General features: G+C 41.9%; 19 protein-coding genes. 9 read left to right on the forward strand and 10 right to left on the reverse strand.

Features of this window, described 5'->3' with window-relative positions; genetic code table 11:
* Nucleotides 1-317: 317 nt before the first annotated feature.
* Together A2W93_02340 and A2W93_02345 are read right to left on the reverse strand one after the other, a co-directional pair.
* A complete protein-coding gene (locus A2W93_02340; protein OFY53514.1) occupies nt 318-1,469 on the reverse strand; it encodes a hypothetical protein in 1,152 nt (383 codons plus the stop codon).
* Complete coding sequence (locus tag A2W93_02345) at nt 1,466-2,233, reverse strand: hypothetical protein (GenBank protein ID OFY53515.1); 768 nt, start codon at nt 2,231-2,233, stop codon at nt 1,466-1,468. Before A2W93_02345 ends, A2W93_02340 begins: the two co-directional genes overlap by 4 nt.
* A 101-nt stretch (nt 2,234-2,334) precedes the next feature.
* On the opposite strand from A2W93_02345, the gene A2W93_02350 reads away from it, so the two are divergent.
* Entirely contained in the window at nt 2,335-3,018 is a 684-nt protein-coding gene (locus A2W93_02350) for a hypothetical protein (GenBank protein ID OFY53516.1), read from the forward strand.
* A 90-nt stretch (nt 3,019-3,108) separates the two neighbouring features.
* Here the strand turns inward: A2W93_02350 and A2W93_02355 are convergent, their stop codons facing one another.
* From A2W93_02355 to A2W93_02365, 3 genes are read right to left on the reverse strand one after another with little or no spacing between them, the layout of a single operon-like run.
* Nucleotides 3,109-5,088 (reverse strand): hypothetical protein, encoded by a 1,980-nt coding sequence (locus tag A2W93_02355; GenBank protein ID OFY53517.1) that lies wholly within the window; start codon nt 5,086-5,088, stop codon nt 3,109-3,111.
* Nucleotides 5,089-5,145: 57 nt separating this feature from the next.
* Entirely contained in the window at nt 5,146-6,459 is a 1,314-nt protein-coding gene (locus A2W93_02360) for a hypothetical protein (GenBank protein OFY53518.1), read from the reverse strand.
* Nucleotides 6,460-6,471: 12 nt separating this feature from the next.
* Entirely contained in the window at nt 6,472-7,710 is a 1,239-nt protein-coding gene (locus A2W93_02365) for a peptidase M16 (protein OFY53519.1), read from the reverse strand.
* Nucleotides 7,711-7,761: 51 nt separating this feature from the next.
* Here A2W93_02365 and A2W93_02370 point away from each other — a divergent pair, with 51 nt between their 5' ends.
* Complete coding sequence (locus A2W93_02370; protein ID OFY53520.1) at nt 7,762-9,540, forward strand: chloride channel protein; 1,779 nt, start codon at nt 7,762-7,764, stop codon at nt 9,538-9,540.
* 75 nt (nt 9,541-9,615) lie between these two features.
* Entirely contained in the window at nt 9,616-10,200 is a 585-nt protein-coding gene (locus A2W93_02375) for a hypothetical protein (GenBank protein ID OFY53521.1), read from the forward strand.
* Nucleotides 10,201-10,232: 32 nt separating this feature from the next.
* Here the strand turns inward: A2W93_02375 and A2W93_02380 are convergent, their stop codons facing one another.
* The gene (locus A2W93_02380; protein ID OFY53722.1) at nt 10,233-10,961 is read right to left on the reverse strand and encodes a dipeptidase E; all 729 of its coding nucleotides are present in this window, start codon (nt 10,959-10,961) and stop codon (nt 10,233-10,235) included.
* Nucleotides 10,962-11,242: 281 nt separating this feature from the next.
* Here A2W93_02380 and A2W93_02385 point away from each other — a divergent pair, with 281 nt between their 5' ends.
* Nucleotides 11,243-12,502, forward strand: a complete 1,260-nt coding sequence (locus tag A2W93_02385) for a hypothetical protein (GenBank protein OFY53522.1) — start codon at nt 11,243-11,245, stop codon at nt 12,500-12,502.
* Nucleotides 12,503-12,620: 118 nt separating this feature from the next.
* A complete protein-coding gene (locus tag A2W93_02390; GenBank protein ID OFY53523.1) occupies nt 12,621-14,639 on the forward strand; it encodes a hypothetical protein in 2,019 nt (672 codons plus the stop codon).
* A gap of 445 nt (nt 14,640-15,084) precedes the next feature.
* Here A2W93_02390 and A2W93_02395 read toward each other — a convergent pair whose 3' ends face one another.
* The 4 genes from A2W93_02395 to A2W93_02410 form a co-directional block, all read right to left on the reverse strand.
* A complete protein-coding gene (locus A2W93_02395; protein ID OFY53723.1) occupies nt 15,085-15,375 on the reverse strand; it encodes a hypothetical protein in 291 nt (96 codons plus the stop codon).
* Nucleotides 15,376-15,509: 134 nt separating this feature from the next.
* Nucleotides 15,510-18,230 (reverse strand): hypothetical protein, encoded by a 2,721-nt coding sequence (locus A2W93_02400; GenBank protein OFY53524.1) that lies wholly within the window; start codon nt 18,228-18,230, stop codon nt 15,510-15,512.
* 262 nt (nt 18,231-18,492) lie between these two features.
* Nucleotides 18,493-19,314, reverse strand: coding sequence for a 2,3,4,5-tetrahydropyridine-2,6-dicarboxylate N-succinyltransferase (locus A2W93_02405; protein OFY53525.1), 822 nt, complete (start codon nt 19,312-19,314; stop codon nt 18,493-18,495).
* 8 nt (nt 19,315-19,322) lie between these two features.
* Nucleotides 19,323-20,048: a hypothetical protein gene (locus A2W93_02410; protein OFY53526.1), complete on the reverse strand. Its 726-nt coding sequence runs from the start codon at nt 20,046-20,048 to the stop codon at nt 19,323-19,325.
* A 388-nt stretch (nt 20,049-20,436) separates the two neighbouring features.
* Between A2W93_02410 and A2W93_02415 the strand changes: the two genes are divergently transcribed.
* The 4 genes from A2W93_02415 (at nt 20,437) to A2W93_02430 (ending at nt 25,012) form a co-directional block, all read left to right on the forward strand.
* The gene (locus A2W93_02415) at nt 20,437-22,992 is read left to right on the forward strand and encodes a hypothetical protein (protein ID OFY53527.1); all 2,556 of its coding nucleotides are present in this window, start codon (nt 20,437-20,439) and stop codon (nt 22,990-22,992) included.
* A 36-nt stretch (nt 22,993-23,028) separates the two neighbouring features.
* Entirely contained in the window at nt 23,029-23,649 is a 621-nt protein-coding gene (locus A2W93_02420; protein OFY53528.1) for a hypothetical protein, read from the forward strand.
* A gap of 155 nt (nt 23,650-23,804) precedes the next feature.
* Entirely contained in the window at nt 23,805-24,245 is a 441-nt protein-coding gene (locus tag A2W93_02425) for a hypothetical protein (GenBank protein ID OFY53724.1), read from the forward strand.
* Entirely contained in the window at nt 24,242-25,012 is a 771-nt protein-coding gene (locus A2W93_02430; protein OFY53529.1) for a hypothetical protein, read from the forward strand. The genes A2W93_02425 and A2W93_02430 overlap by 4 nt, the downstream gene beginning before the upstream one ends.
* Nucleotides 25,013-25,015: the final 3 nt, after the last annotated feature.

Here is a 25,015-nt window from a genome sequence, read left to right on the forward strand (position 1 = left end):
ATTTACACTCTTCCTTTGTTTTTATTGGATGAATTTCCTCAAAAACTTCAGAAAAAAATGGGTGTCCCAATGGCGAAGTCAGGAGTGTGTTATTGGTTTTTCTAAAGACATGAGACACCTCTGTTACCAACCACCAATACATTATCGATTCAAGATGTTTTATTGGACGCTCAAATATTTCACTTAGTATTATTAGTGTACGAATAAACTATTGATGCGAAAATCAACATCACAGGAAACTTAAAGCAAAGACCAATCAGCAATTTACACCAGTGCATTAAGCGCTGACGATTTCGGTCTGCGATGAGAGATGATAATTAATGAAGTGGAAAATTGGGCCAGTAATCAACAAAATTAAGTTTATTTGTATAGGCCCCGGTCTTTAACAATTCCACCGTATTGTCATCAAGAGTAAAGCGTTTCCTGAATGTATATTTACTCGAGAAGAGCCCGATTCCGTTTGTGATATTTGAGAAACTGGGCCTTTCCTGAATTATAGAACTCGAAGGTTGATTGACATCGATGTATGTATTGAGGTCTTCAGCCCCAATAGTGACAGAAATATAAAGGTATCCGGGGAATCGCGTAACATCATCCCTTTCCTCCAATCGCTGACCTAAAAGATAGAAAAAATCCCAGTTGCTGTAGCTCACAGTCATATCCTCACCGCCTGCGGTTGTAACTGAGGTCGTATAACCAACAGTCCAGTCATTCGTTTTTTCAATGGTATCGTTTGGATTACTGTCATACACGTCATAGTAATGGAAAACATATTTTACTTCATACATTTTTCCGTTTAATACAGAATTGAATTCGACATTTTTAGTTCCATCGTTGTAAAAGCTGATTTTCGAAAAAATGGGATTGGGTTTTTCGAGAACGAAGGAACTGATACCCGGGGCTTCGCTTTCATAAATATTTCCTGTAACAGGGTCAACGATAGTAAGTTTGTATGTATAGCTTGAGCTGAGCCAAACGGTGTCTCCGGTAGCTGTAGTAGTGTAATCGTTGAGTTTGATGCGGTAATAGGGTTGGAATCCGGTGAAGAAAACACCGCCATCTTTCCATATATGAACTGTATCGGCAACATATTGCCGAACTGACTGTCCGCTGCTATTTAATACATCCAGTGTTACATTTAGCAGATAAGGATATAGCGTACTGTCCGGAATTTGCGAATATTCAAGCGCATTCCCTTCGCCCAGAAAGGCACGATTGATTTTGATGTATTGTGTGCTGGTTGTGGCATCAAGAATGCCATACACAATCATCACTTCTTTTTTGTTTCCGTTTATATCAAGTTCGGTACTGCACGACAGAAAAGCTACTGCGGCAACAGCCAGAAACGCTTTAAAAAGAATTTTTTTCACAGACATATTTTTTGAGACAACTGCAAAAGTAAGTAATTTGTAGGAATTTACTAAAGGATTAATCAGATATTGGCGTGTGAAGATCAGTTTCAGGATCATCCAATGGCCATCTGATCATCCTCGTTGAAAATGGCATCGGAAAAACGGAGCGATTCGGCAAGCAAATCCGGTAAAGTCATTATTTTTATATCGAGGCCATGTTTAATGGCTACACTTTCGAGCTGCAACACACACGAAGTTTCTATGGTAATAATGTATTCAGCTCCGGCAGCGATGGCCTGGTTGAGTTCTTCCAGCGCAAAATCGGTGCTTAATTCCGAATACATAACCGAAAAAGCACCTCCGAATCCGCAGCCTGACTTGTGATGCGCTGGCTCGACCAAAGTGACGCCCTCGATCATTTTAAGAAGTTGAAGTGGTTCATCCGACAGATGATAGTCGATGACGGCACTGCTTTCAATATGCAACATCACTTTTGCCTTGAATTTTCCTTTCCAGGCTGAAACGTGAAGCACATTAATCAGGAAGTCTGACAATTCAAAAACCCTTGTTTGTAATTTCTTATATTCAAGATGAAACGAAGTGTTGTAGAAAAACCGGTTGTAATTGTGTTTTACCATGTTGGCGCAGGCAGCCGAACTCATTACGACATAATGGTCTGATGCAAACTCATGGATGAATTTTTCACCAATAAAACGAGCTTCATCCCAATGTCCGGCATTGTATGCAACGAGCCCGCAGCAAGTTTGCTGATCGGGATAATGCACTTCAACGCCCAGATGTCGCAGGACCTTAAAAAGGTTTTGAGCGGACTCAGGCTTGAACTGGTCGGTCAAACAGGGTATAAAAACACTTAATTTCATGCTGGTTATGAGAAAATCAAAAGTACAATTTTTTTTTTCCTGTTAAAAGAATTTATTAACGGCCCCGTTTTTGTTATATTTGCTGTTCAAATTATACTTCTATGAAAAAGAATCTACTCTTTTGGTCAGCCCTTGTGTTGATTTTCACTTTATCGTCATGCGATCTCCTTCAGGAAGAACCACCTACTAAAACTCAAATGGAAGGTGTTTGGCTTGTTAATAAAGCTTACGACATGAACACCGGACAGGATATTACACCCCGTGTTAATTTCCCGATTACAGCATTCCATCTTAGCAGCGACGGCACCATCGTTTCAACGGCGGGACCGCTTATGATGTATGTAGTTTATGGCGACAGTAAATATGTGAACATAGCCAGCTCAATCGATCAGGTTTTCAATTATGCAAGTTTGAATTTTAATGGCGGTGAATTTTTTATTGGCGGTGGTGTGCAACCACGCTTTACCCTCGAAATGAAACTGGAAGGCCTTCCCGGTCAGGCTGCTCTGACTACGCTGCTTGAAATGATTGGTATCGGCAATGATTACCTGGATGTTGTGGTTTACCACAAGTTTATGGATGTGAAAGTCGATTTCTCCGAAGACTATGAAACCATGTATTGGGAAATTGATGATATGACTACGGCTGCATACAATTCAAAAGACAATCAGGGAAACTATGTTCTTTGGCAAGGCTGGCCTGTAAATAATTTCTCAAAAGTGCAAATCACAATGCAGAAACAAGTTAAAGATATCAGAGACCTTGTTGAAGAATCCAGCAACTAAAATCTCAGATCAAACAATATTGAACCCGCTGAAATGGCGGGTTTTTTTGTGCACAAAATTGCAATGCACGCTGAAAAGATTAGTTCACTCTTACCGAAGCAACGTAATATGTCCCCGTTTTGTAAATGCAAGGTCTCCGGGTAAAGTCATGCGAAGAATGTAGTGGTAAACAGCACAGGGAGCAGGTGAACCGTCGTTGGTGCCATCCCAGCATTCGTAAAAATCAGTAGTGTTGAACATTTCTTCGCCGAGTTCATTGAAGATTATGAATGAATAAGAGGTGTGGTCAATATACACTCCAAACGGGCAAAAAGTTGTATTGTAACCGGTCGGCGAAAATGCATTTGCGATGAACAAGCGTGGCAATTGCTGAATTTCAATTTGATTGGACCATGTTGTATCATTGTATCCAAGCGGATTCCCGGCAGCTTCAATGCATTCAATCCGATAGTTGAATAATCCGTAACTCAAATAATAGGGTGCAACATCATCGGCATAATATTCGGCGCCGGCAGCAAAAGTGGCTATGGGTGCCGGATCCGGAACATGATCAATCATGCGGTGCAATTTGTATTCCTGTGCTCCGGTAGGCCAGCCCTCATAATCATTCCAGATAAGTTCGTTTGAAAGATCGCCCAGTGGTTCGCCCCTCAGAAAAATAGTTCTAGCGGTATCGCTGTGCATGGCTTCGTTGCTGCATGAATCAATTACAGCAACGCGATAGAAAACCGACTGCAGATCTGCGTTCGCTGTTGCATCTGTAAAAATGTACTCAGGTGTTGCTGTATACGACTTGTAATCGATCGAAGTCCATGGTCCAGTAGGCGACAGGCTGCGTTGCAGCGAATAACCGAGAACATACACATTGCGGTCGTTTACCCATTTCAGATCAACACTGCCGTCGGTGTTGACTGAGGCATACCGGATATAAACATAAGCCGGCAGTTCTGGAAAATCGACCAGCTCGCATGAAAAATTGGAGGAAGTAGTATCTCCGTTTATTGAAACGGCTGATATGTAAAAACAATACGAGCTGTCGTTTTCAAGATTTAATATTTCATATTGGACTGTTGAGTTTGAGACCACATCGAGAACAGACCATGAGCCACCATTTTCAGCGAAATAAATAATGTATTCAGTAATACCGGGAAAACCGCTGTAAGCCGACCAGCTGAGATTTACACTGCGGTTGCAAGGATCAACGGTACTGCTGAGGAAAATGGTTGAATGCCCTGTTGTGAGCGGACTTGTTGTGGCACATGAATCGATGGCGGCCACACAATAGGATTCGGAATTCAGATCAGCCGTTGAAGATAAATTTTCGTAGGTAGTAGTGTTTATGCCCCATACCGTATCAATGGGCATCCACACTCCGGTAAAAAGATAAATAATATAGCCTTCGGTATCACCTGAAGAAGAAGGCTGCCAGCCAATTACAGCATTTTGCGTTGCTGGATTCACCGAAACGCTGTCCAGTTCGGGGATGTCGGGCGGAATGATGTTTTGATAAACATCGCCGTCGATGGAAGAAACAGAAATACAACCTGAGGCATCGGTCTGTTCAATTCTGAAATTTACCTGATTGTTGCAAATGTCGATTGTGTCCAAAAAGGATGTGAAGAGTGTTGTTCCTGCTGCATTCCAGGTGCCTGCCGGATATTCGTAAAGCACATTGTAATTTCCGGAAGTGCCCAGAGGCGGCATGTGGAGCGAATTCCAGCTGAGTGGCGCTGTCCCGTTAAGTGGATTCAATGCGGTAAGCATCATGGTGCCTAATGAATCGGATGGAACAGAATATTGAAAAACCGGTGCATCGGAAACGGTAATCATGTAATAAAAACCGGGAGTAGTTTGTGCGTTTGCACCAACGTGCAGCCAATTATTCTGAGCATAAACCGGGATAGTTGCCACCAATGCGTAAGGGCCTGCCAGAGTGGTTGAATGAAATATCTGATATGAATCGAAAACCGCAGTTGGATCAGTCGGAATCACCCAGGATAATTCAACATCGCCATTTGCTTTAACGTCGAGGCATCGCAGCGAAGGGGCATCCAGTGCAGCGAAAGACAATGTTCTCCAAAGCAGGAGTATGAAGAACAATGAGTATTTCAGCCGCTGTATCATGTGTTATTTTTTATTTCCTACTATCAGAACCCGCATTTCATCAGGATTCAGGTATTTTTTTGCAGTTAGCAAAACATCTTCTGGACTTGCGTTTGCGATGGAATCCCAATAGTTTCTGAAATATTTTTTCGGATCAAGGTTGTCAGCATGCATGTGCATAAGTTTTTCAGTCAGCGCAAAAGGCCCATCCAGACTGCGAAGCAGATTTCCGAAAATATAATTGCGCGCAATATTCAATTCTTCCATCAGCACTTTCTCTGCAGATAAACGCGAAATTTCCTTGAAAATTTCATCAAGAGCTTGTTGAGTAATATCTGTATTAACTTCAGTTTGAATAGAAAGGTGCGATGCTTTTGCACGCAGGGCCAAACCAGAAGAAATGCCATAAGTAAAACCTTTTTCTTCGCGAATGGTTTTCATCAGCCGGCTTCCGAAGTATCCACCCAGTATTGTATTTGTCAAAGCCAGAAGGGGAAAATCAGGGTGGCTGCGGCCAACGACAGGAATTCCCATCATGATTGCAGACTGCACTGCATCTTCAACCAACACGATTTTTTCCTTTTCGGCAGAAGGTTGAATTGTAAATTCCTGTTCAGGAATTCCGCTTCCATTATTGTTAATGTCTTTCAAAAGATCATTGAGTGAAGCGATAACATCCGAATCGATGTTGCCACCAATGTACAAGCTCAATTCGCCAAACGGCAGATGATTGTATAAGTGTTTGAGGTCCTCTGTAACAAGATTGTCAAAATCGGCTTCGCAAATTGTTTTTCCGTATGGATGTTTTTCACCATAAAGCATTGAAGGAAAAATGCGTCGGGCAAGATTCATTACTTTTCTGTTGCCGATTATAAATTCCTGTTTATTATTGGCAAGAATCACCCTGAATTCTTCTTCCGGAAAAGTTGCTTCAGTCAGGATTGACTTTAATATTGGAAAGAGTTTTACCAGGATATGTTTGACGGCAAAAATACTGAAGGTAGTATGATGGTTTGATGCCGTTACATCAATATAAGCGCCACCGAAATCAATGGCTTCGGCGATCTGAAAAGAATTGAACTGCCTTGTTCCTTCTGTCATCATTCGGGCCATTGACGAGGCCTGAAGCGGCTTTTGCTGAATCCATGAACCTGACTTAACCAGAATATCCAGTCGGACTACTTCGGAATTGAAATTTTCAAAACAAAAGCAAGGGAACTGGTTGTTTATTTTTGTTTCGGTGAAAGCCGGAAAACCGCCAAACTGCAGTGATTCAGCTGCCGGTGCGATTGAACGGTTAATATCTGTTGTGTTCATAATTTCTTGTTTGACAATCAAAAATGCAAAAAGTTATTTTCGCGGCTCGTATAAAAGTTGTGAAAGATTTTCATCGCGAAAGACCGAAGTTGCAACCCGGCAAATATCCTCCCGCGTGATTGCACGGTATTTTGCAACTTCATGATTAATGCGATCAGCATCGCCCATCCATTCGTTGTATGCAAGATTCATAGCATTGTTCAGACAGCTGGTTTTTGAAAACTCGAATGTCGATTCGATTTTATTTTTCACTTTTTCCAGTTCACGGTCGCTGAAATTTCCTTTTTTAATTTCCTCAATTTCTTTTTTGATTGCGGGTATTACATCGTTGAAGGAATATCCACCGGTGAGCTCTCCATGAATGACAAAAAGCCCCGGATCGTAATCGCCGGTGATGTAGCCGTTCAGACCTGAAAAATAATTTTTGTCTTTGACAAGATTCTGATACAGCCTTGACGAAGCGCCATTTGAGAGCAGATCAGAGATGAGATCGCATACTTTGTAATCCGGATTTTCGCGTCCTGCCATGTGGTAGGCCTGATACAAAGCCCTGAACGGAACATCGCGCTCAAGTGTCAACTCTCTTTTTTCATTTTGTTCGGGTTCCTGTGGAACATTATGTGCGGCAGCGTGTGTCTTATTAATGCTGCCAAACCATTTTTCGGCAAGTTTTCTTACCGTATCAGTTTCGAGCGGACCAGTCACAACCATGATGGCGTTTGCGGGATTGTACCACTTGTCATAAAACGCACGAACATCGCTCATGGTCGCATTTTCGATATGGCTAAGCTCCTTACCGATGGTGGACCATTTGTATGGGTGTTCTTTGTATGCCAAAGGTCGCAGATACAGCCACGCATCTCCGTAAGGTTGATTGAGATAGCGCTGTTTAAATTCTTCAATAACTACTTTTCGTTGCACCTCGAGCGATTTTTCCGAAAAAGCCAGACTGAGCATGCGGTCAGACTCGAGCCAGAATGCAGTTTCTATATTCTGCGCGGGGAGTGTGATATGATAGTTTGTGATATCGTTGTTGGTGAAAGCGTTGTTTTCGCCACCGACTTTTTCGAGAGGCGTATCGTATTCAGGAATGTTAATACTGCCACCAAACATGAGATGTTCGAACAAATGAGCAAATCCGGTCCGGTTTTCATCTTCATCGCGGGCACCAACGCCGTAGAGGATATTAACGACTGCCATCGGAGTGGTTTTATCATTATAAACCAGCACTTTCAGTCCATTTGAAAGTGTGAATTTTTCAAATTGAAGCATTGAAATTATTTTCCTTCAAAGTTAAATAAATATCTTTGACAAAAATATCACATGCTTTTGGATGACTATATGACACGGAAACCGGCTCTGTTTCTAAGGAAACTGATCAGGCACAAGCAATTTGTGCTGTTGCTCAGTATCGTGGTGGGCCTGACTGCCGGTCTGGCTGCTGTAATCCTGAAGACTTCGGTGCATTATATTGAAGCCTATGTGCGCGAACAGGCCAATGTAGATGCGGAAAACTTCTACTATTTGATTTTACCCGGGTTGGGTATTTTGATCACTGTTTTATTTACTGTTTATCTCATCAAAGACGATATCAGCCATGGCGTTTCCAAAATCCTGAAAGCCTTGTCAAAAGGCGAATCGAAGATGAAACCGCATTTCATGTATTCCGGATTGATTGGCTGTTCTATTACATCTGGCATGGGTGGCTCTGTAGGGATGGAGGCCCCGATTCTGGCAACCGGTGCGGCCATGGGCTCAAATATTGGCTTATGGTTCGGACAGTCGCACAAGACACGCATGCTGCTGATTGGAGCAGGTACGGCAGGCGCATTGGCAGCGATTTTCAAGGCACCCATCGCGGGCGTTATTTTCGCAATCGAAGTGCTGGCGCTGGAAGTTACAGCGGCTTCGATCATTCCATTGCTTATAAGCGCTGTTACCGGGGCACTCGTATCGACATTTATGCTTGGTAAAAGTATTGAATTTTATTTTTCAATTCAGGAACCATTCGAATTCAGAAATACATTGTATTACGTAATTCTCGGCATTGTATGCGGACTGGTTTCTGTTTATTTTCTGCGCACCAATAGCTGGATTGAGCAGTCTGTGCAAAAAATCAAAAAAAAATTCTGGCGCATAATTCTGGGCGGTGGCGCAGTTGGGTTGCTCATTTTTTTGTTTCCGCCTTTGTATGGTGAGGGTTATGCAGCCATGCGCATGATTTTGAGCGGCAATATTCATGATCTATCCAACAATTCATTTTTTTATAATTTCGACGCGGATTCCTGGATGTTTGTTGGGTATCTGGGTTTGATATTAATTCTCAAAGTTGCTGCAATGTCGCTTACAACTGGCGCGGGTGGCATCGGGGGCGCATTTGCTCCATCATTGTTTATGGGTGGCATCACAGGTGCCGCTTTTGTAAAAGTGGTGAATTTACTTGGATTTACAACCCTTATTCAATCAAATTTTATTCTGGTCGGAATGGCTGGCCTGATTGCCGGCGTGATTTCAGCGCCACTCACAGCCATATTCCTTATTGCAGAAATTACGGGTGGCTATGCATTGTTTATTCCCCTGATTGTCACCTCAAGCATTGCGTACATCACAACGCGGCTCTGGGAGCCATATTCGATATATACGCGTGGTCTGGCTCTCAGCGGCGAACTGGTTACGCACGATCGCGACAAATCAGCATTAACGCTTTTGAGAGTTAATGAAGTTGTTGAAAGCGATTTCAAAACGGTTCATCCAGATCAGACACTGCGCGAATTGGTTGATGTTATTTCAAAATCGAAACGCAACCTTTTTCCGGTTGTTGATGAATACTTCAACTATCTTGGTGTGATTACGCTTGACTCGGTCAGGCAGCTTATGTTTGAGCAGACGAAATATGATACGGTCTATTTGCGAGACCTTATGCAAATAGCAAAGGACTCGGTTTCGCTCAACGATAATCTTGAAACAGCTATGGTCAAGTTCCGGAAAACGGGTTGGTATAATCTTCCGGTGCTGAATGGCGAAAAATATGTCGGTTTTGTTTCGCGCGCCAATATATTAATGACCTATCGAAATAAAATCCGGGAGTTTTCAGCTGAGTGATACTACCCCTCGAAGGGTTCTAAACCTTTCGAGGGGTGGTTAAGCGAGGGATTAGTAAATTTAAAATTTAAGACTATGAGTGACAATCTTCCTATACTCGAGAAAGGTCAGATTTATCACATCTACAATCAGGGCAATAATAAGGAGCGGCTTTTCATTTCCGAAGAAAACAGAAGATTTTTTATAGAATTATTTAAGCAATACATTTCGCCAATGTGTGATGTTTATGCATATTGTCTTTTAAGTAATCACTTTCATTTTTTACTGAAATTCAGGGAAGACTCAAAATGCGAAAACGGGAAATTGCATTATCCGTTTTCGCATTTTTTCAATGCTTATGCACAGGCATTCAATAAGGAGCAGGGTAGAAGCGGAAGTTTATTCAGAGGAAGATTCAAGCGGACACTCATCACCAATGAAGACCATTTTATTACTGCACTTCTTTATGTTCATCTGAACCCAGTAAAACATAAATTTTCAAACAGCGTTTTTGATTTTCACTGGTCATCGTATAACGCCTATTTTAATGAGGCAGAGAGCTGGCTTGATAAGAAATTTATTCTTTCAAAAGTTGACGGGAAAGATAATTTTGCGGCAATCCATCTTCAACGAAAAGACGAGATTCTTGCGATCAGAAGCTTTGAAGACTGGGGAGAGTAAACCCTCGAAGGGAGCGTAAACCCTCGAAGGGTTCAGAACCCTTCGAGGGTTGAGATATCGCTTCCAGGCTCAAATTCCTGCGTTGGTTTGCCGTAGTTGAAGACAATCAAGGGGCGGTCGCCGCCCAAAGAAATTCCTTTTTCGTTGTATTCAAAGTAGCAACCTTCGCGAAGGCCGGCAACAACAGTGCTGCGGTTGACTGTGAGAAATTCCTCGATGCGCTGCTGGCGAGTTTCGCCGCCATGTCCTTCGGGATTGGCATCGAGATAATGCGGGTTGATCTGAAACGGAATTACATTCAGACATTTGAAACTTGCGGGCTCCACAATAGGCATATCGTTCGTGGTAAACAGGGCAGGGCAGGCAACGTTTGAACCGGCACTCCAGCCGCAATAGGGCGTTCCCTGCAGCACTTTCTCGCGGATGACTTCCATCAGTCCCGTTTTGTGCAACATGTGAACGAGATAGAACGTATTGCCGCCGCCGACCGAAATGGCTTCAGCGTTTTTCATGGCTGCAACAGGATCAGCTTCTTTATGTACCGAAGTGAATTCAATGCCGAATTCGGCAAACACACCGGCCACGCGGTTGATGTATGCATCATACGATGCTTCGATGCTTTCGTCCACCAGATTGACGCCGGCATACGGGACGAACAGCACTTTTTTGACATTGTATTTTTTATAGAAGGATACTATTTTTTCCTTGCACCAGCCAAGGTACGGAGCCCCGGCCATGGTGGAATTACTGATGAGAAGCATGTTTTTCATGGGAGAGATTTTTTTCAAAGATAAATATTTTTCTTAGCGGAATAAAGCAAATCGTTGGCTTACGTTTACCGGAAGGTTGCACTCAGCGTTTTTTTTATCCGTTCAATTGCTTTCGGTGTGTCTGAAAGCCGCGTTACAACATCAGCGAAGGCTATCCACATTTGTAATCTTAATTAATTCACAATCAGTGAAATGTATAAACAATTTCCAGTTGTATATAATGGGTTTTGGCCTATAATGTATCAACTTTGTATTCACTAATATATCTCAAAATGAAAGCGCTTATAAGTTTAAATTATCACGGAAGAAACTTCATATACATAATGACATTGTGTATTTCTTCATTTTTTAGCGGACCAACTTTTGGACAGGCACCTGATATAGGTACTGATTCAAGTTTCGCGTTGTTTACTGCTGCAGGAGACTTTAATAATACCGGCTCAACAATCATTTGGGGCGATGCAGGCACTAATGTGGGTGCATATACGGGGAGTCCGACGGTTATGGGAGAAGTTCATGTTGCAGATATTGTTGCAGCACAGGCCGCGGTGGATGTAAGCGCTGCGTATAGTTTTATGACCGGACTAATCTGCGACAGCACTATAACAACTCCATTTGGCAACGGTCTGGTTTTGGGACCAGGCAAAGTATATTGTCTTACAACCGCTTCTGCTTTGAATGGAGATTTGATTTTAGATGCAAAGGGTGATCCCAGTGGAATTTTTATAATTAAAATCAATGGGGCACTTTCTACAAGCCCAAGCTCAAAAGTAATTCTTAAAAACGCAGCCTCGTTTTGCAATGTGTATTGGCAAGTGGTGGGAGCGGTTGATTTGGGTGAAAATTCCATTTTCAGAGGCACTATTATCGCCGACGGGGCTATCAGTCTTTTGGATGGCGCATCGTTGGACGGAAGGGGTCTTAGTCGTGCAGGAGCTATTACTTTAAACGGTAATATGGTCGTGGGTTGTGATGCTAATGGAGATCCAATGCCCATCGTTTTAACAAGTTTCGAAGGTCAATCCGTTGGATCTTCTATTCAGCTTAATTGGTCAACTGCAACTGAAACAAACAACGATTATTTTACGATTCAACGATCCAATGATGCTGTTTCTTTTCAAGATTTATTGCGTATAGAGGGCGCCGGCAACAGCAATGTAATTCACCAATATTCAGCCATAGACCTTCAGCCATTTGATGGTGCTGTGTTTTATCGTCTTATGCAGACAGATTTTGACGGAACAACAACATTTTCAGACGTAATTGTCGTTCATTTTGCAAAGACAACCCCGTTTACTGTCTTCCCAAATCCTTTCAGTACTTCAGCAACCTTTGTTTTAGATGACATGCTGATTGAAACGAAAAATTTCGAACTGAAAATCTATAATGTCATGGGAAAGGAGATGATGAGCTCGATCTTAACAGATCGGTTGACTACGCTTGCTACTGGCGATCTCACTCCCGGGATATATTTGTACAAGATAACCAGCAATGGCGAAATGATACAATCGGGACGATTAATTTCGGAATAATCAGCCGATAATAGTTGGAAATAATATTCCGATAGAGAACATGGATCATGAGTGAAAGATGTAACGTATTTCTTAAGCAATATAACTCTTTTGGTCCATTCATGACTGATCTTTGATTATGCGGATTCATTCACAAATCACTAATTCAATTACCATGAAAAAATATACACCTTCTTTAAAAATCAACCCAGAAGAATTTTATTGTAACCATGATGGCTCGATTCGTCTAGGTGTTATAAGTCTGATAACATTATTTACTATTGTTTTTTCGAGCTTAAATTCGATCAGTCAAAATCCGACAACAACGTTTCCTGCCGGTGCCTATATCATTGATATGGGGCAAACCCCTCAATCAAAAGCCAATGGATTAAAACCGTATGGCTTGGTTTATCAATTGATTATTACTGCAGTAGTTCCTGTCAACTGGGCCATCAATTCCTCAAAGGTAAAAGACGGCATTGATTTTACAGCATCAACCTCAGCAGGCACCAAAAATTACAAAGGCGGTTCCTTTGTTATTAGCAGCGACTATATTACAGCATCCGTAATTACTTTAATTAATACATGGAAAGTAAAGGGTGTGATAGTTGATGGCCCTACAATTGGCATTTTTACTGCTCCTGTATACAAGGAGCTTACCACTTGGCCAATTGCAGTATTGGATGCTGACAATGATGGGTTGATTTCCCCATACTATGCCAACGCAGAAGTTCCAAAAGCTTCTTATAAATTGAATGCAAATCCGTTGATGCTATCCGGCTGTACTGGTGGCGATTTGTACGTTTTACCACATGCTGATCCAGATGACTGGGATACAGCATGGATAACGGCTTTGCAAAATTACATTAACAATGGTGGTTTCTTATGGGCTGGCTGTCATGCCGTAAGCGTTTTGGAAAATATTCCCGGATGTAATTTTTTAAGTACTGGTGGATTAATTGCTGGTGATGATCATTCTAACAGTACTGCAAATTACTTGTATACCTATAACTCATCATCCGCTGCCAATCCCATCATGCAGTTTATAGGAACGCTTGATGGCTCCACGACGAATGGTTCTGAACAAATCTATGTTCCCGGTGCTGCCGGATGGAGAAGCACAACAACTCAGGCCGTTTATGATGCAAATTATATTAACACCAAAACGCACCTGGCTTATACATTTCCACAAGCTGCTACGATTGTTGCCTATGGCCCTGCTTTCGGCGATATCACTAAAGGAACGGTAATGTATGAGGCCGGACATGATTTAACCAAGGGTACTATTACTGAGCAGGTAGCAGCCCAGAGGGCATACTTTAACTTTGTTCTAATGGCCGGAGAGCAAACTCAGATTACTATAAGTTTAGCAGCTCTACCCGGTAATTATGAACCAGGAGAAACCTATTCATTAAATGCAACAGTAAGTGGCGGCACTTTGCCTTATACATACAAATGGAGTTGTGACAATGGTGGAACATTCACTGACGAATTTATTAATCCAACAAATTATACCGCTCCTTTAACTTCTATTCCCGTCATAATCAAATTGAAGGTTACAGATGCTTGTGGAAGGGTTAATTTTGCCACTTTAAAATGGGTGGGGAAATTCTTACCTATCGAATTATTATCATTCTATGCAGAACCCGAGAATGATTTCATTAATATCTCATGGTCAACTGCAAGCGAAATAAACAATGATTACTTCACTATTGAAAAAGGCATTGATGCAATGAATTTTGAATTTGTGGCAAATGTTGATGGAGCAGGGAACAGTAATGCTCTTTTAAACTATTCAACAAGTGATAATGAACCTTCTTCCGGTGTTTCATATTACAGATTAAAGCAAACTGATTTCGACGGGAATTTTTCTTACTCAAATGTAATTGAAGTGGATTTTGTCGGACGGCTTGCAGATAACGTAACCATTTACCCGAATCCATTTTACGAGTCTGTCAACATAAGGATAAATGATGCATTGCAAATTTATAACTACGAATTTAGAATTTTCAATGATTTGGGAGAAGAAGTGACGAGCATCATCTTAACTGAAAGCTTCACAACGCTTGCTGCAGGAGAATTGTTTGCGGGGAGTTATTTGTACACGATATCCGGCAATGGCGAAATGATACAATCGGGACGATTGATTTCGGAGTGATTATGCTGTTTTATTTCGAACACAACCATTGTTTTCTTTCGGATCACATGCAATAGCTCTGTCATTAATCGTTTTTCCTGTAATTCAATTTGTTTGGCTATATCATTTTTTGAGGTGCCAATCAAATTATTAAACATACATGGCACGAGTTTATACGAATTCTAATACCGACAAAGCAACAGGCCTTTATATTCTAAAATTTTGAGTGTTTCCCGACATTTTAGCGTCAGCAAACGAGGGTTAAGAAAAGATTTGCTGACCTGGAATCGTCGGGTAGTGATAATCCTTTAGCACCCAACGATTCCGTGTCCATTCCCGCTCTCCATTCAAGTCGGGTGGACGCCAAAATGTTGGGTGCGCATCAAAAGCTTTGCTTTACATCAAGTAATTTCAGCACCTCGAAAAAAGAATATACCATTTGTTTTCGTTAGTTCCAATAAAACATTCAAAACTCCATTCGATCGGGTTTCGGTTTTGCTTTAGCCTGCTTTAATTGCCTTTTCTTATCAAAAAAAAGATACAGCCGTTCCACTTCATCTCTGGCCCAGGGTGTTTTTCTTAAAAACGTAAGGCTGGATTTTATTGACGGATCTTTTTTAAAGCAATTGATGTTGATTTTCGCTGCTAATCTTTCCCAACCATAGTGTTCCACCAGTTGCTCCAGCATCGTTATCAATTTCACTCCGTGCAACGGGTTGTTGGGTTGTTCTTTTTGTTGTGGGTTTTCCTGATCCATGAATATGACGGTTAATTCTGGTTTTGCTTGGTATACGAGGGTGAAAAAAACAGCCTTGTCACTCTGTAACGTAACGCTACCCGCTTTCAGCGGGATAAATTTCACGCGTAACGCTTGTAACGAAAATTCTCATATCAATTCTTCTTCCAGCTCTTCTTATACGATTTGCTGAAAACAGCATACCATTTCTCGCCTTCGGTGTATTTAAGCAATTGAATTTTGTAATCAGTCACTCCGTTTATTTTGTCTCTGATGGCCATTTTGCCGCCGAGCTGCGTTTGAATTGTTTTGGTGAACTTAACCGGATAATTGCGGCTTTTCAGATCCTGCAACATGCGGAATGACGATTCGTAATCTTTCAGAGCATAAAAATGGTCAGCTCCGAAATAAACAAAATTCACATCGCCGCCGTGTAAAATATATTCCTGTACGGTCGGGTGTTTTAGCCCGAACGAATCAATGCCATTGGTAGTGTAAAAAATGCCGCATGTATTTATTTGCTTCACACATTCAGTATAATTGTTCTGTGCAGCATACTCGTCAACTTTGAACATCATATTCTGATATTCCATAGCAGGTTTAATGCGGTTTTGCTCCTTATAGGCCGCGCTGTTGTCGATATTACACAGAACATTTTTACTGGTGACATCTATGGCCATATTCAGGGTAACCGAGGCCAGTGCATAATCTCCGTCGCGCATAAGTTTTTTTGCCTTATCGAAATTCGAAATATAATTCTGTTCAGCATTGGCACATTCCTGCGAGAAAATTTTATTTTTCAGTTCGTTCATCGATGCTTCGAGTTCCTTGTCTTTTTCAAGTCCATAGCTTTTAATGGCCTCCGTTGCATTTTGGTACGAATCGCGGGCTTCGGGCAATTTATTTCCCCAGGCACGTACTTTCCCTTCTTCCAGAATTGATGCTGCAAGCGGTTTCCCTGCAATCTGAAGAAATATTCCCAGACTGTCGTTTCTTTTAAAGTCGTACTGATTCTGATATCCGCGCGCTTCGAGAAAATATTTTGCAGCATCGGAATAATTTTCACCATTCAGATAATTTCTTCCTTTTTCGATGGCAATATGGTATCTTTTTTCTTTAATCAGAGCCATTACTTTCACAGCATCGCGGTCAGAGAAAATGTCCTCTTTGTGTGTTTTCTGATACAACATGGCGGTCAGACATTTTTCTTCGGCAGCATCAAGCAGATTGGCGTTCAGCTTAGTTCTGGCATCTTCGAGATAATTGTCGTAAATACCATTGCGGGCGCCGCACAAACCGGTCTGGCAGCCTTTCACTTCTCCAATAGCTGGATAAACCTGACTGAGACTGTCGCATTTATTGAATTCAATGACTGCCTGGTCGTATTTTTTTTGCTGATTCAGTTTGTTTCCGAGCATCACATACTCTTTGCACAGCACGCCCATCCATTGAACGCTTTCGGAATTGCTGATGATATCAGAAGCGTTTTGTTTCTGATATTCCATGCTCTGATTGATGTAATTTCCAGCAATATCGAGACGTCCGTTCTGGATGGCTTTTTCGGCCACCTGCAGATAACTGCGGTAGATCCCGTATTTTGCCTGAGCCAATCCTTTTTGTACCTGCTCGGTACAGACAAGTCCCGGAGTAGAGGTGCAGAGCCATTTTGCACGTTCGAAACCGGCAATGGCCTCATTATATTTCTGCTCAGTATTGTTTTTGTCACCGATACCAATGAGTGTTGTGTAAATGGTATTTCCCAGTTGCACCAGCAATTGCTGGGTCGAAGGATCCGGGCTCATTTTAAGCAAGGCGTAATTCACCATGAATGCCGAAGTGTCATAGTTCGCCTGATTATACTCCATGCGGGCAAGCTGGTATTGAGCCGGCGCATAATATGGATTTACCTGTTTGGCTTTGTTGTAATAATTTGCGGCTTCCTGCAGCTTTCCTTCAGCCATCAGGTCGTTGCCTTTCTGACAAAAAAGCTGATCGAGAATTGTCAGTCGTTGATTGAGCGTAGCACGCAGTTGTGTTGTTTCAGTGACGAGATTATGCATCTTGGGCATAAACTGCATCGGGTCGTTTTCGTGCAAGCCCAGATTCTGTGGGAATTGCCGCGAATCGATCGACATGATGGATTGCTCTACTTCTTTCAACTCAATGTCGTAAAACGAAATAAGATCGATGTTGTCGGGCTGAATGGCATGCAATTTATCCATCTGAGCCGCAATCAGTACATCGGTTGAATAATAGTCATTGATGTAGGCAACCTGATTGAGAAAAATGTTTTTTGATTTTTCGTTGAAATACAGCAGTTGATTTTCAACCGAAAGTGTGTATTGTGCGTCATTCACAGTGTCGCTGAAAGCCAGCTCGGGGAGCGGGAAATAGCCAAGGTTGTCGTTGAGTTGCTGACCAGTTACAGTTTTCTGAAAAACAAGAACTCCGCTTTGCTGACCGCCGATATTCATACCGCCGCTTTGTTTGCGGAAAACTTTCACGGTATAATCAATCTCACCCGGGATCAGCTTTTTGGCAATATTGATTCCTTTATACTGAATGTCGCCACTGGCTGTAAAATTCTTCAGTTCGGGTTTAAAAATGTAATGGGCCGAATCCAGTTTTATCAGTTGCTGATTCATTACATAGTTTACCGTGAATGAAGTGTATTCAGCTCTTTTTGGAATGGATCGGGCTATTTCCTGAATGATGAAATTGCTGTAAAATTCTCTGGCGCCAGGCGAACTGACATATTGATACGTTGAAGAGTACGAAAAATCATTGCTGATCAGGGTGGTTCGCTGTCCTTGCGAAAACAGTGAAATAGAGATTAATCCCAGCAATAATACGCCTTTCGCGAATGTATTTATCATACAGAATATTTCTTTGATGTACAAAAATAGTCAAAATCTATTGAGTTGCAGTTGTTTGTTAAAGGATAGGCCATAAAAATGATTGTTACGACATTCCACCGTTCCGGCTTGTGTACTGAATTCATACTAGTCAATGAGCCGGAACATGGAACCGTCGTAACAATGGCAAAAACAACGGTTCCATGTCCTACAGCTCCTTTGTCGCTTTCGGACGGTGGAATGTTGTTTTTGCATCAATTTTTTTCGAGACACCCTTTAAAGGCTACACCTCCACATTGAAATTCCGCAGGGCGTCGTTGAGTGAGGTTTTGCGGTCGGTGCTTTCTTTGCGTTGTCCGATAATCAGGGCACAATTCACATTGAATTCGCCGCCGGGAAATTTTTTGGTGTACGAACCCGGAATCACAACAGAGCGGGGCGGCACATAGCCTTTGTATTCAACCGCTTTTTCAGTCGAAACATCAATAATTTTGGTGCTGCCGGTAATGACCGTGTTGGCTCCGAGAACCGCTTCACGTCCGATGTGCGCACCTTCAACCACAATGCAGCGTGAACCGATGAAGCAACCGTCTTCGACAATGACCGGAGCTGCTTGCACAGGTTCCAGCACACCGCCGATTCCAACGCCACCACTGAGGTGTACATTTTTTCCGATCTGTGCGCAAGAACCTACAGTCGCCCAGGTGTCGACCATGCTGCCGCTATCGACATAAGCGCCAATGTTTACATACGAAGGCATCATGATGACACCGCTGGCAATATAGGCTCCATGGCGGGCTACAGCGTGAGGCACCACGCGAATACCAGCTTCTTTATATCCTTTTTTCAGTGGAATTTTGTCATGAAATTCCAGTGGGCCGGCTTCGGTCACTTTCATTTCCGAAATTGGAAAATACAGGATGACTGCTTTTTTCACCCATTCATTCACCTGCCATTTGTCGCTAACCGGCTCTGCTACGCGCAAAGTGCCTTTGTCGAGCATGTCAATGACCAAACGAATGGTGTTGCAGGTTTCGGATTCTTTCAGGAGCTCCCGGTTGTCCCAGGCCGCTTCGATGATGATTTTTATATTGTCGTTTTTCATAATCCGAATTATTGTTGATTGAAAATTTCGTTCAGAACAAATTGTGCTTCAGTCAGCATTCCTTCCGGGACGGGAAAGCGGGCGGTGGTTTCGACACGGGCGCCGCGACTGGGTACAGAATAGGTAACTTCAAGATAGTGTATTCCGGATTTAATTTTTTGAATCGAAGCGTCTTCAAGACGGTTATTCAGTTTGGCCCAGACATGTAGTGTTTCGTTTATAATGCCTCCTTCGCGTGTGAGAATTACATGTGCTTCGGCCGGGCGCAGTCTGCGTTTTTGGGAATGCATAGCGATAGCGCTTACAAGCCAGATAAAGGCACTTAATCCAATGAAGAAGACAATAAGGAAACTGAAATCCAATCCAATTATGGCCAGAAACACACACACAATAAATGTTATAAAAATAACTACCCATCGCATTAGCAAAAAATTTCCCGAGACTTCTTTCACATCTAATTTTTGTAGTTGTGCGTATTCCACTTGCCCAATATGCCATTGAGCAACAACATTTTCCGGTTGAAGAATAGACTCAAAAACGCGGGCGGTTCTGATGTAATAATAGAAAATAATTATTCCGGTGAGAAGCATCAGGAAGGCAAATACCATCATTGCAAAACCGCCATCCATGCCATCCATTCCGGTGAGTGAGGGAATGAGAAACAAAGCAAGTGAGATGATACCAAATATCAGCGCACTTCTGGTCGCAATAATTTTGTATTTATTTCTGATCATGAATAAAAGATTGCAGTTACAATATTACTAAATAAAATCTGATGTTATCCGGTTGAGAAAAAATGTTGCATGAAATCTTAGAGAATGTCTAAAAACAGCTCGTTGTTACGACATTCCACCGTTCCGGCCGCTATTAACCCTCGAAGAGTTCGGAACTCTTCGAGGGTTTTCTAAAAAGGCCGGAACATGGAACCGTCGCAACAATGGCAAAAACAACGGTTCCATGTCCTTGCGCTCCTGCATCGCTTAAGGACGGTGGAATGTTGTTTTTGCCTCTGACATCATTTTTAGACAGACTCTTAAAGGAATTTAGTATTTTTGAAATCATTATTCTGATTAAACGTCAAAAAATATCGATATGATTCTTTGCTCCAATTGTCATCAATCGTTGAATGAGAACGCGAAATTCTGCACTAATTGCGGAACTAAAATAGTTTTTTCAGAAAAAAACCTGAACGCCGAAAGCCTGACAAAATGCAGCTGTGGCGCTGATTTGAAGCCGAATGCGAAGTTTTGCACTGCTTGTGGAAAAAAGTTCAATGTTACTGAAGAAAAAACGGAAAAGGTCAATTCAGACCTATGCAGTTGTGGCGCAGAAATGAAGCCGGGAGCAAAATTTTGCACGGTGTGCGGAATGAAAGTCGCGGTTGCTGTAAATACAGCACCGATTACGAACCCGGATGTTTGTTCCTGCGGAGCAGCACTGAAGCCCGGAGTCAAATTTTGCACAACCTGTGGCAAATCAACTTTTGTAGTACAGCAGCCAATTCATCAGCCAGCATCGGTGCGTACACAACCCAAACAGCCGGTTCAGCAAGCTTTTCATCAATCTCAGCCAATTACACCGCGTAAAAAGAAACGTGTTTTTCTGAAAGTGGCTGCAGCTGTTCTTATTGTTGCAGTTATTGGTGGTGGCGGATATCTGGCTTACACCAAGCTTTTTGGTGGAATCAGAAAAAAATTATTGGTTGAACAAACGATTGCTGTTTCCGACAAAGATCAGACGGTGAAGTATGAAGATGAGATTGCGGTGACTGTGCCTTATGGATTGATTGATAAAGAGCAAACACTAAGCATTTACTCAGTGAAGGGATTGCCCGAAGAGGAAGGCATAAAACAGCTTGGGGCTTATGATGTAAGCATGTCGGAAACAAATGAATTTGACGGTTACATGGAAGTGACCATTAAGTACGATCCAGCAGATTTACCAGCCGGTGCAGATCCCTCAAAAGATCTTTTCTGCATGTATCTGGATGAATCCAGCAATGAGTGGAAGGGCCTTCCCTATACAATAAATGCGTCGGATAATACCATGACCATTTATACGAATCATTTTACCACTTTTGCACCGTGGGCTGTTTCAGAAAAGGTTGTCCCCGGCCCGATGATGACCGTGAAAAAGGTTCAATTCCCGGGTGGTTCATTCATGTCAACCGAAGAAGTTGCTACCACCATGGAAGAATTTGCCGCGAATTCGCCAAAGTCAGATGGCGCTGTCAGAGCTGGATGGGATAAGGTGAACGAGTGGTTTGGCATAAGTGCGCAAGTGGGGTCTTTTGCTGAGAATGCGCTTGAAATGGGCGCTTTGAAAGGTATAAACGAAGTGGCGACTGAAGTTGGATTGGGCTTTGCGCTGGTGCAGTGTGCCATTGATGTTGCTGAAGGAAAAACAGGCAAAGCAACACTGGAGCTGTCAAAAAATCTATATAATTATTGGGCGCTGAAACTGATTAATACTTCAGCTATCAATCTGGCATTTGTGGGCGTATTTGTTATTGACTGGTCGCTCAATAAATTCATTCAGGAAGCCATCAGTGGCCGAACAGATATTTATCAGAAAGCGTATGATCTTTATTATAAAGAGAAAAGAGAAAAAGAAAAAATCAATTCGGTCTATTGGTACAAAACATTGAAAAAGACCATGCGGTCTGTGAAAAATCCGGCGCAAGCTTCTGAAGAAGTCATGAAAGTTATTCATGATTATGTTTGGGAATTCTGGCAGGATGAAAGTGTTGTAGGTGAGTATCAGGACCGTATTATGAAGAATACCGGCGCCACCGGAGGCGGTTATCTGAACGAACAATTGAAGAAAGATATTTCCGATGCCCATTATGCATCGATCATTAAAACATTGAACGAGACCAATATTTTTGAGCGAATTGTAAAAGAAATTCGTTTGGACATGCAGGGAAAGCTGTACGATAAGCTATGTTTTATTCAAAAAGAAATGAACAAGGTGAGTAAAATAAATGTTGTTGTAAAAATTGATCCTGAATGTGATGAATACTCCGATGTTGAAGTTGGCGGATTAGCTGTGCAATTTAATGTTGCATCGGATGTTCATAAAAAACTCTGGACTGGTACAACAGACAAGGATGGAGAGTTCCTTTTCAACTGCACAACGCTAGGCTATCTTGATGCCGGAAGCCCGCAGGAAGTGATTGTAACGGTGAAAGGTCCGGCAGGTAAAGACGAGGAATTTTCAGGCGAATTAAAGTTGGCCGGTGAAGGTAAAACCACAGTGGTGGAAATCATGATTGGCGCTCCAAAACTGGAAGGCACCTGGAAACTTGATGCAACCATCACCAAAATGACCATGGATGCTTCGCTTCAGTATATGGACGGGATGGCCGATTTTTACGGATCGGGCGATGATTACAGGGCCGAGCGTAAAAAAGTGGAAGAGCAGATGAAAGGACAAAAAGCCCAGCTGCCTGATCTGAAACTCGATGAAATTGAATACATAATGGATGTGAAACGTGAAGGTCAGTATTATGTAATCTCTTCCAAAAATTTTAATGACCCCACTGCACTGGGCAGTGTTCAGTATAAAATTAAATTTACCAGCAGAAATTCGTTTGAAGGCACCTATGTTGGACTCAACCATCTCAACGGAAAAGAAAATCGCACTGAAATGGATATTAAAGGAACACGACTTAAATAACTCAATATGAACCAAACATTTTTCGCACTCGTTTTTTTGACGCTTTTTTCTGCTGCTTGTTCATCAACAATAAAAAAGGAAACTGAAAAATCTATTGAGAAAGTTGTTGTTAATGAGGCAACAATTGTCCTTCATCAGAATTCAAAAGGAAAAGAAAGATTCCCATTAAAAGACACAATAAATATTTCATTGGAATCAATTGAAACAAGCTCGGGAAGTTGTTCTTCGCTAAATCTGACATTTGCTGAAAATGACGGGGGACGGGTGAATTCATTCGATTTATTTTTGCCGGCTGCACCGCAGTTGAAGTGGCATCAAACCCGTGATGGTGGTTTTGAATTATATGAAACAAAGCTCCCATATACTCTCCATGGCGACAATTATGTTCCATATAAGGATGCTCTTCGTGATACAGAAATCAGGGCCAGTGCATATTTGCAATCAATAATAAAATCACCTGACGGAACGGCTATGATGTATTTTCGCTACAATGAGATTACAATCATATCTATGGATTTCAAAGATGGAAAAGCAAATCTCGAAATGAATCTAAAACTCGTTTCGGAGCAAATGTCAGATCCGGTTTATGGCAGTTACAATGCTGATGTGCATTTTGTTGTCAAAAACTTCGCATCGTCAATGATGATGGTTGACTAGCAAGGAAATTCTTATTCAATTTCCGTGAATAATTGTAAAATATGCATAAATCTGCATATTTTAAAAAATTCGTCATTTCTGCAACGAAATACTTAATAAATTTGTCTGATATTCCCAAACAATCTTTTGCGATGAAGAAATACTTTTTTATTCTAATGGTTTTAATCTCGGCCTCGTTAGGAGCTCAGACAATAACTCCACTCGATTCTACGATATGGAGCAAGGATTATAATTTCGCATTGACAAATGCCAAAGAGAGTGGCAAGCCGTTGGTAATAGTTTTCAGCGGATCCGACTGGTGTAAACCCTGTATAATGCTTCGCGAACAAGTATTTGTAAAACCCGAATTCAATTCCTGGGCGCAAGAAAAAGTTGTTTGCGTTTGCCTTGATTTCCCCTCACAGAAAAAGAACCGATTGCCTCAAAATCTGCAACAACAAAATGATGCATTGGCTGAGCGTTTTAATCCAAATGGACTTTTCCCGTTGGTTGTTGTAATAAATTCAGATGAAGCAGTGTTGGGAAACATTGGTTACAAGGATCTTTCTGCACAGGATTATGTTTTGGAACTTGAAAAAATTATCAACATCAAATGATTCAAATGAAAAGCGTTTTATTATTAATTTTCGCATTGATTTCAGCAACAATCGCGAATGCGCAGACTGCCGGAACTGTTACGTTCAAAGTTACTACCATAACTGCGGGTGGCCAGTATGCGCCAAGCAATATTGTTGCCATCTGGGTTACAAATTCGGCTGGAACTTTTCAGAAATCACTCAAGGTGATGGCCGCTGTACGTAAACAATATCTTTATCAGTGGAAAACCGCCACACCCGCGCAGAATGTTGTTGGCGCAATCACAGGTTCCACTATAACCTCTCATCAAACGCACACGGTTAGCTGGAATTGTCAGAATTCAAGCGGAACTCTGGTCCCTGATGGCGACTATAAAATATGGGTGGAGTTCACTGAGAAAGATGGTCAGGGTCCATACACAAGCTATACATTTAATAAAGGGATAATTGGCGACACCTTGAGTTTTAGCAATTCCGCGAATTTTTCCAATATCGAAATTTCCTATATTCCTAATAGTAGCGGGATTGAAGACCCTGCTCAGGAAGCCAGTATTTTCAGGTTTGCCGGGAATGAAGCTATTGGATTTGGCATTCCATCTCAAAAGGCAGAAAATGCAATGTTGCAGATTTTCGACCTTTCAGGTAAATTTGTTTATGAATCCGTTGATTATTTTGATGATGGTGCCAAAAGATATTTTTTATGGAATCACGCGTCTCAAAATAACGGTGTCTTCATTTATCGCATAGAGAGCGGGGCAGAGCAGTATTGTGGAAAATTTTATCTGTAACGA

This window comes from Bacteroidetes bacterium GWF2_43_63 (assembly GCA_001769275.1).
In the GTDB taxonomy this organism is placed as follows: Bacteria; Bacteroidota; Bacteroidia; order Bacteroidales; family DTU049; genus GWF2-43-63.

Excerpts from the sequence above, each read along its gene's own strand:
- A2W93_02380 (OFY53722.1), bottom strand. The coding sequence starts at position 10,961 with ATGCTTCTCATCAGTAATTCCACCATGGCCGGGGCTCCGTACCTTGGC.
- A2W93_02340 (OFY53514.1), bottom strand. The coding sequence starts at position 1,469 with ATGATCCTGAAACTGATCTTCACACGCCAATATCTGATTAATCCTTTA.
- A2W93_02365 (OFY53519.1), bottom strand. The coding sequence starts at position 7,710 with ATGCTTCAATTTGAAAAATTCACACTTTCAAATGGACTGAAAGTGCTG.
- A2W93_02405 (OFY53525.1), bottom strand. The coding sequence starts at position 19,314 with ATGAAAAACGACAATATAAAAATCATCATCGAAGCGGCCTGGGACAAC.
- A2W93_02430 (OFY53529.1), top strand. The coding sequence starts at position 24,242 with ATGATTCAAATGAAAAGCGTTTTATTATTAATTTTCGCATTGATTTCA.
- A2W93_02400 (OFY53524.1), bottom strand. The coding sequence starts at position 18,230 with ATGATAAATACATTCGCGAAAGGCGTATTATTGCTGGGATTAATCTCT.
- A2W93_02385 (OFY53522.1), top strand. The coding sequence starts at position 11,243 with ATGAAAGCGCTTATAAGTTTAAATTATCACGGAAGAAACTTCATATAC.
- A2W93_02370 (OFY53520.1), top strand. The coding sequence starts at position 7,762 with ATGCTTTTGGATGACTATATGACACGGAAACCGGCTCTGTTTCTAAGG.
- A2W93_02375 (OFY53521.1), top strand. The coding sequence starts at position 9,616 with ATGAGTGACAATCTTCCTATACTCGAGAAAGGTCAGATTTATCACATC.
- A2W93_02395 (OFY53723.1), bottom strand. The coding sequence starts at position 15,375 with ATGGATCAGGAAAACCCACAACAAAAAGAACAACCCAACAACCCGTTG.
- A2W93_02345 (OFY53515.1), bottom strand. The coding sequence starts at position 2,233 with ATGAAATTAAGTGTTTTTATACCCTGTTTGACCGACCAGTTCAAGCCT.
- A2W93_02390 (OFY53523.1), top strand. The coding sequence starts at position 12,621 with ATGCGGATTCATTCACAAATCACTAATTCAATTACCATGAAAAAATAT.
- A2W93_02410 (OFY53526.1), bottom strand. The coding sequence starts at position 20,048 with ATGATCAGAAATAAATACAAAATTATTGCGACCAGAAGTGCGCTGATA.
- A2W93_02350 (OFY53516.1), top strand. The coding sequence starts at position 2,335 with ATGAAAAAGAATCTACTCTTTTGGTCAGCCCTTGTGTTGATTTTCACT.
- A2W93_02425 (OFY53724.1), top strand. The coding sequence starts at position 23,805 with ATGGTTTTAATCTCGGCCTCGTTAGGAGCTCAGACAATAACTCCACTC.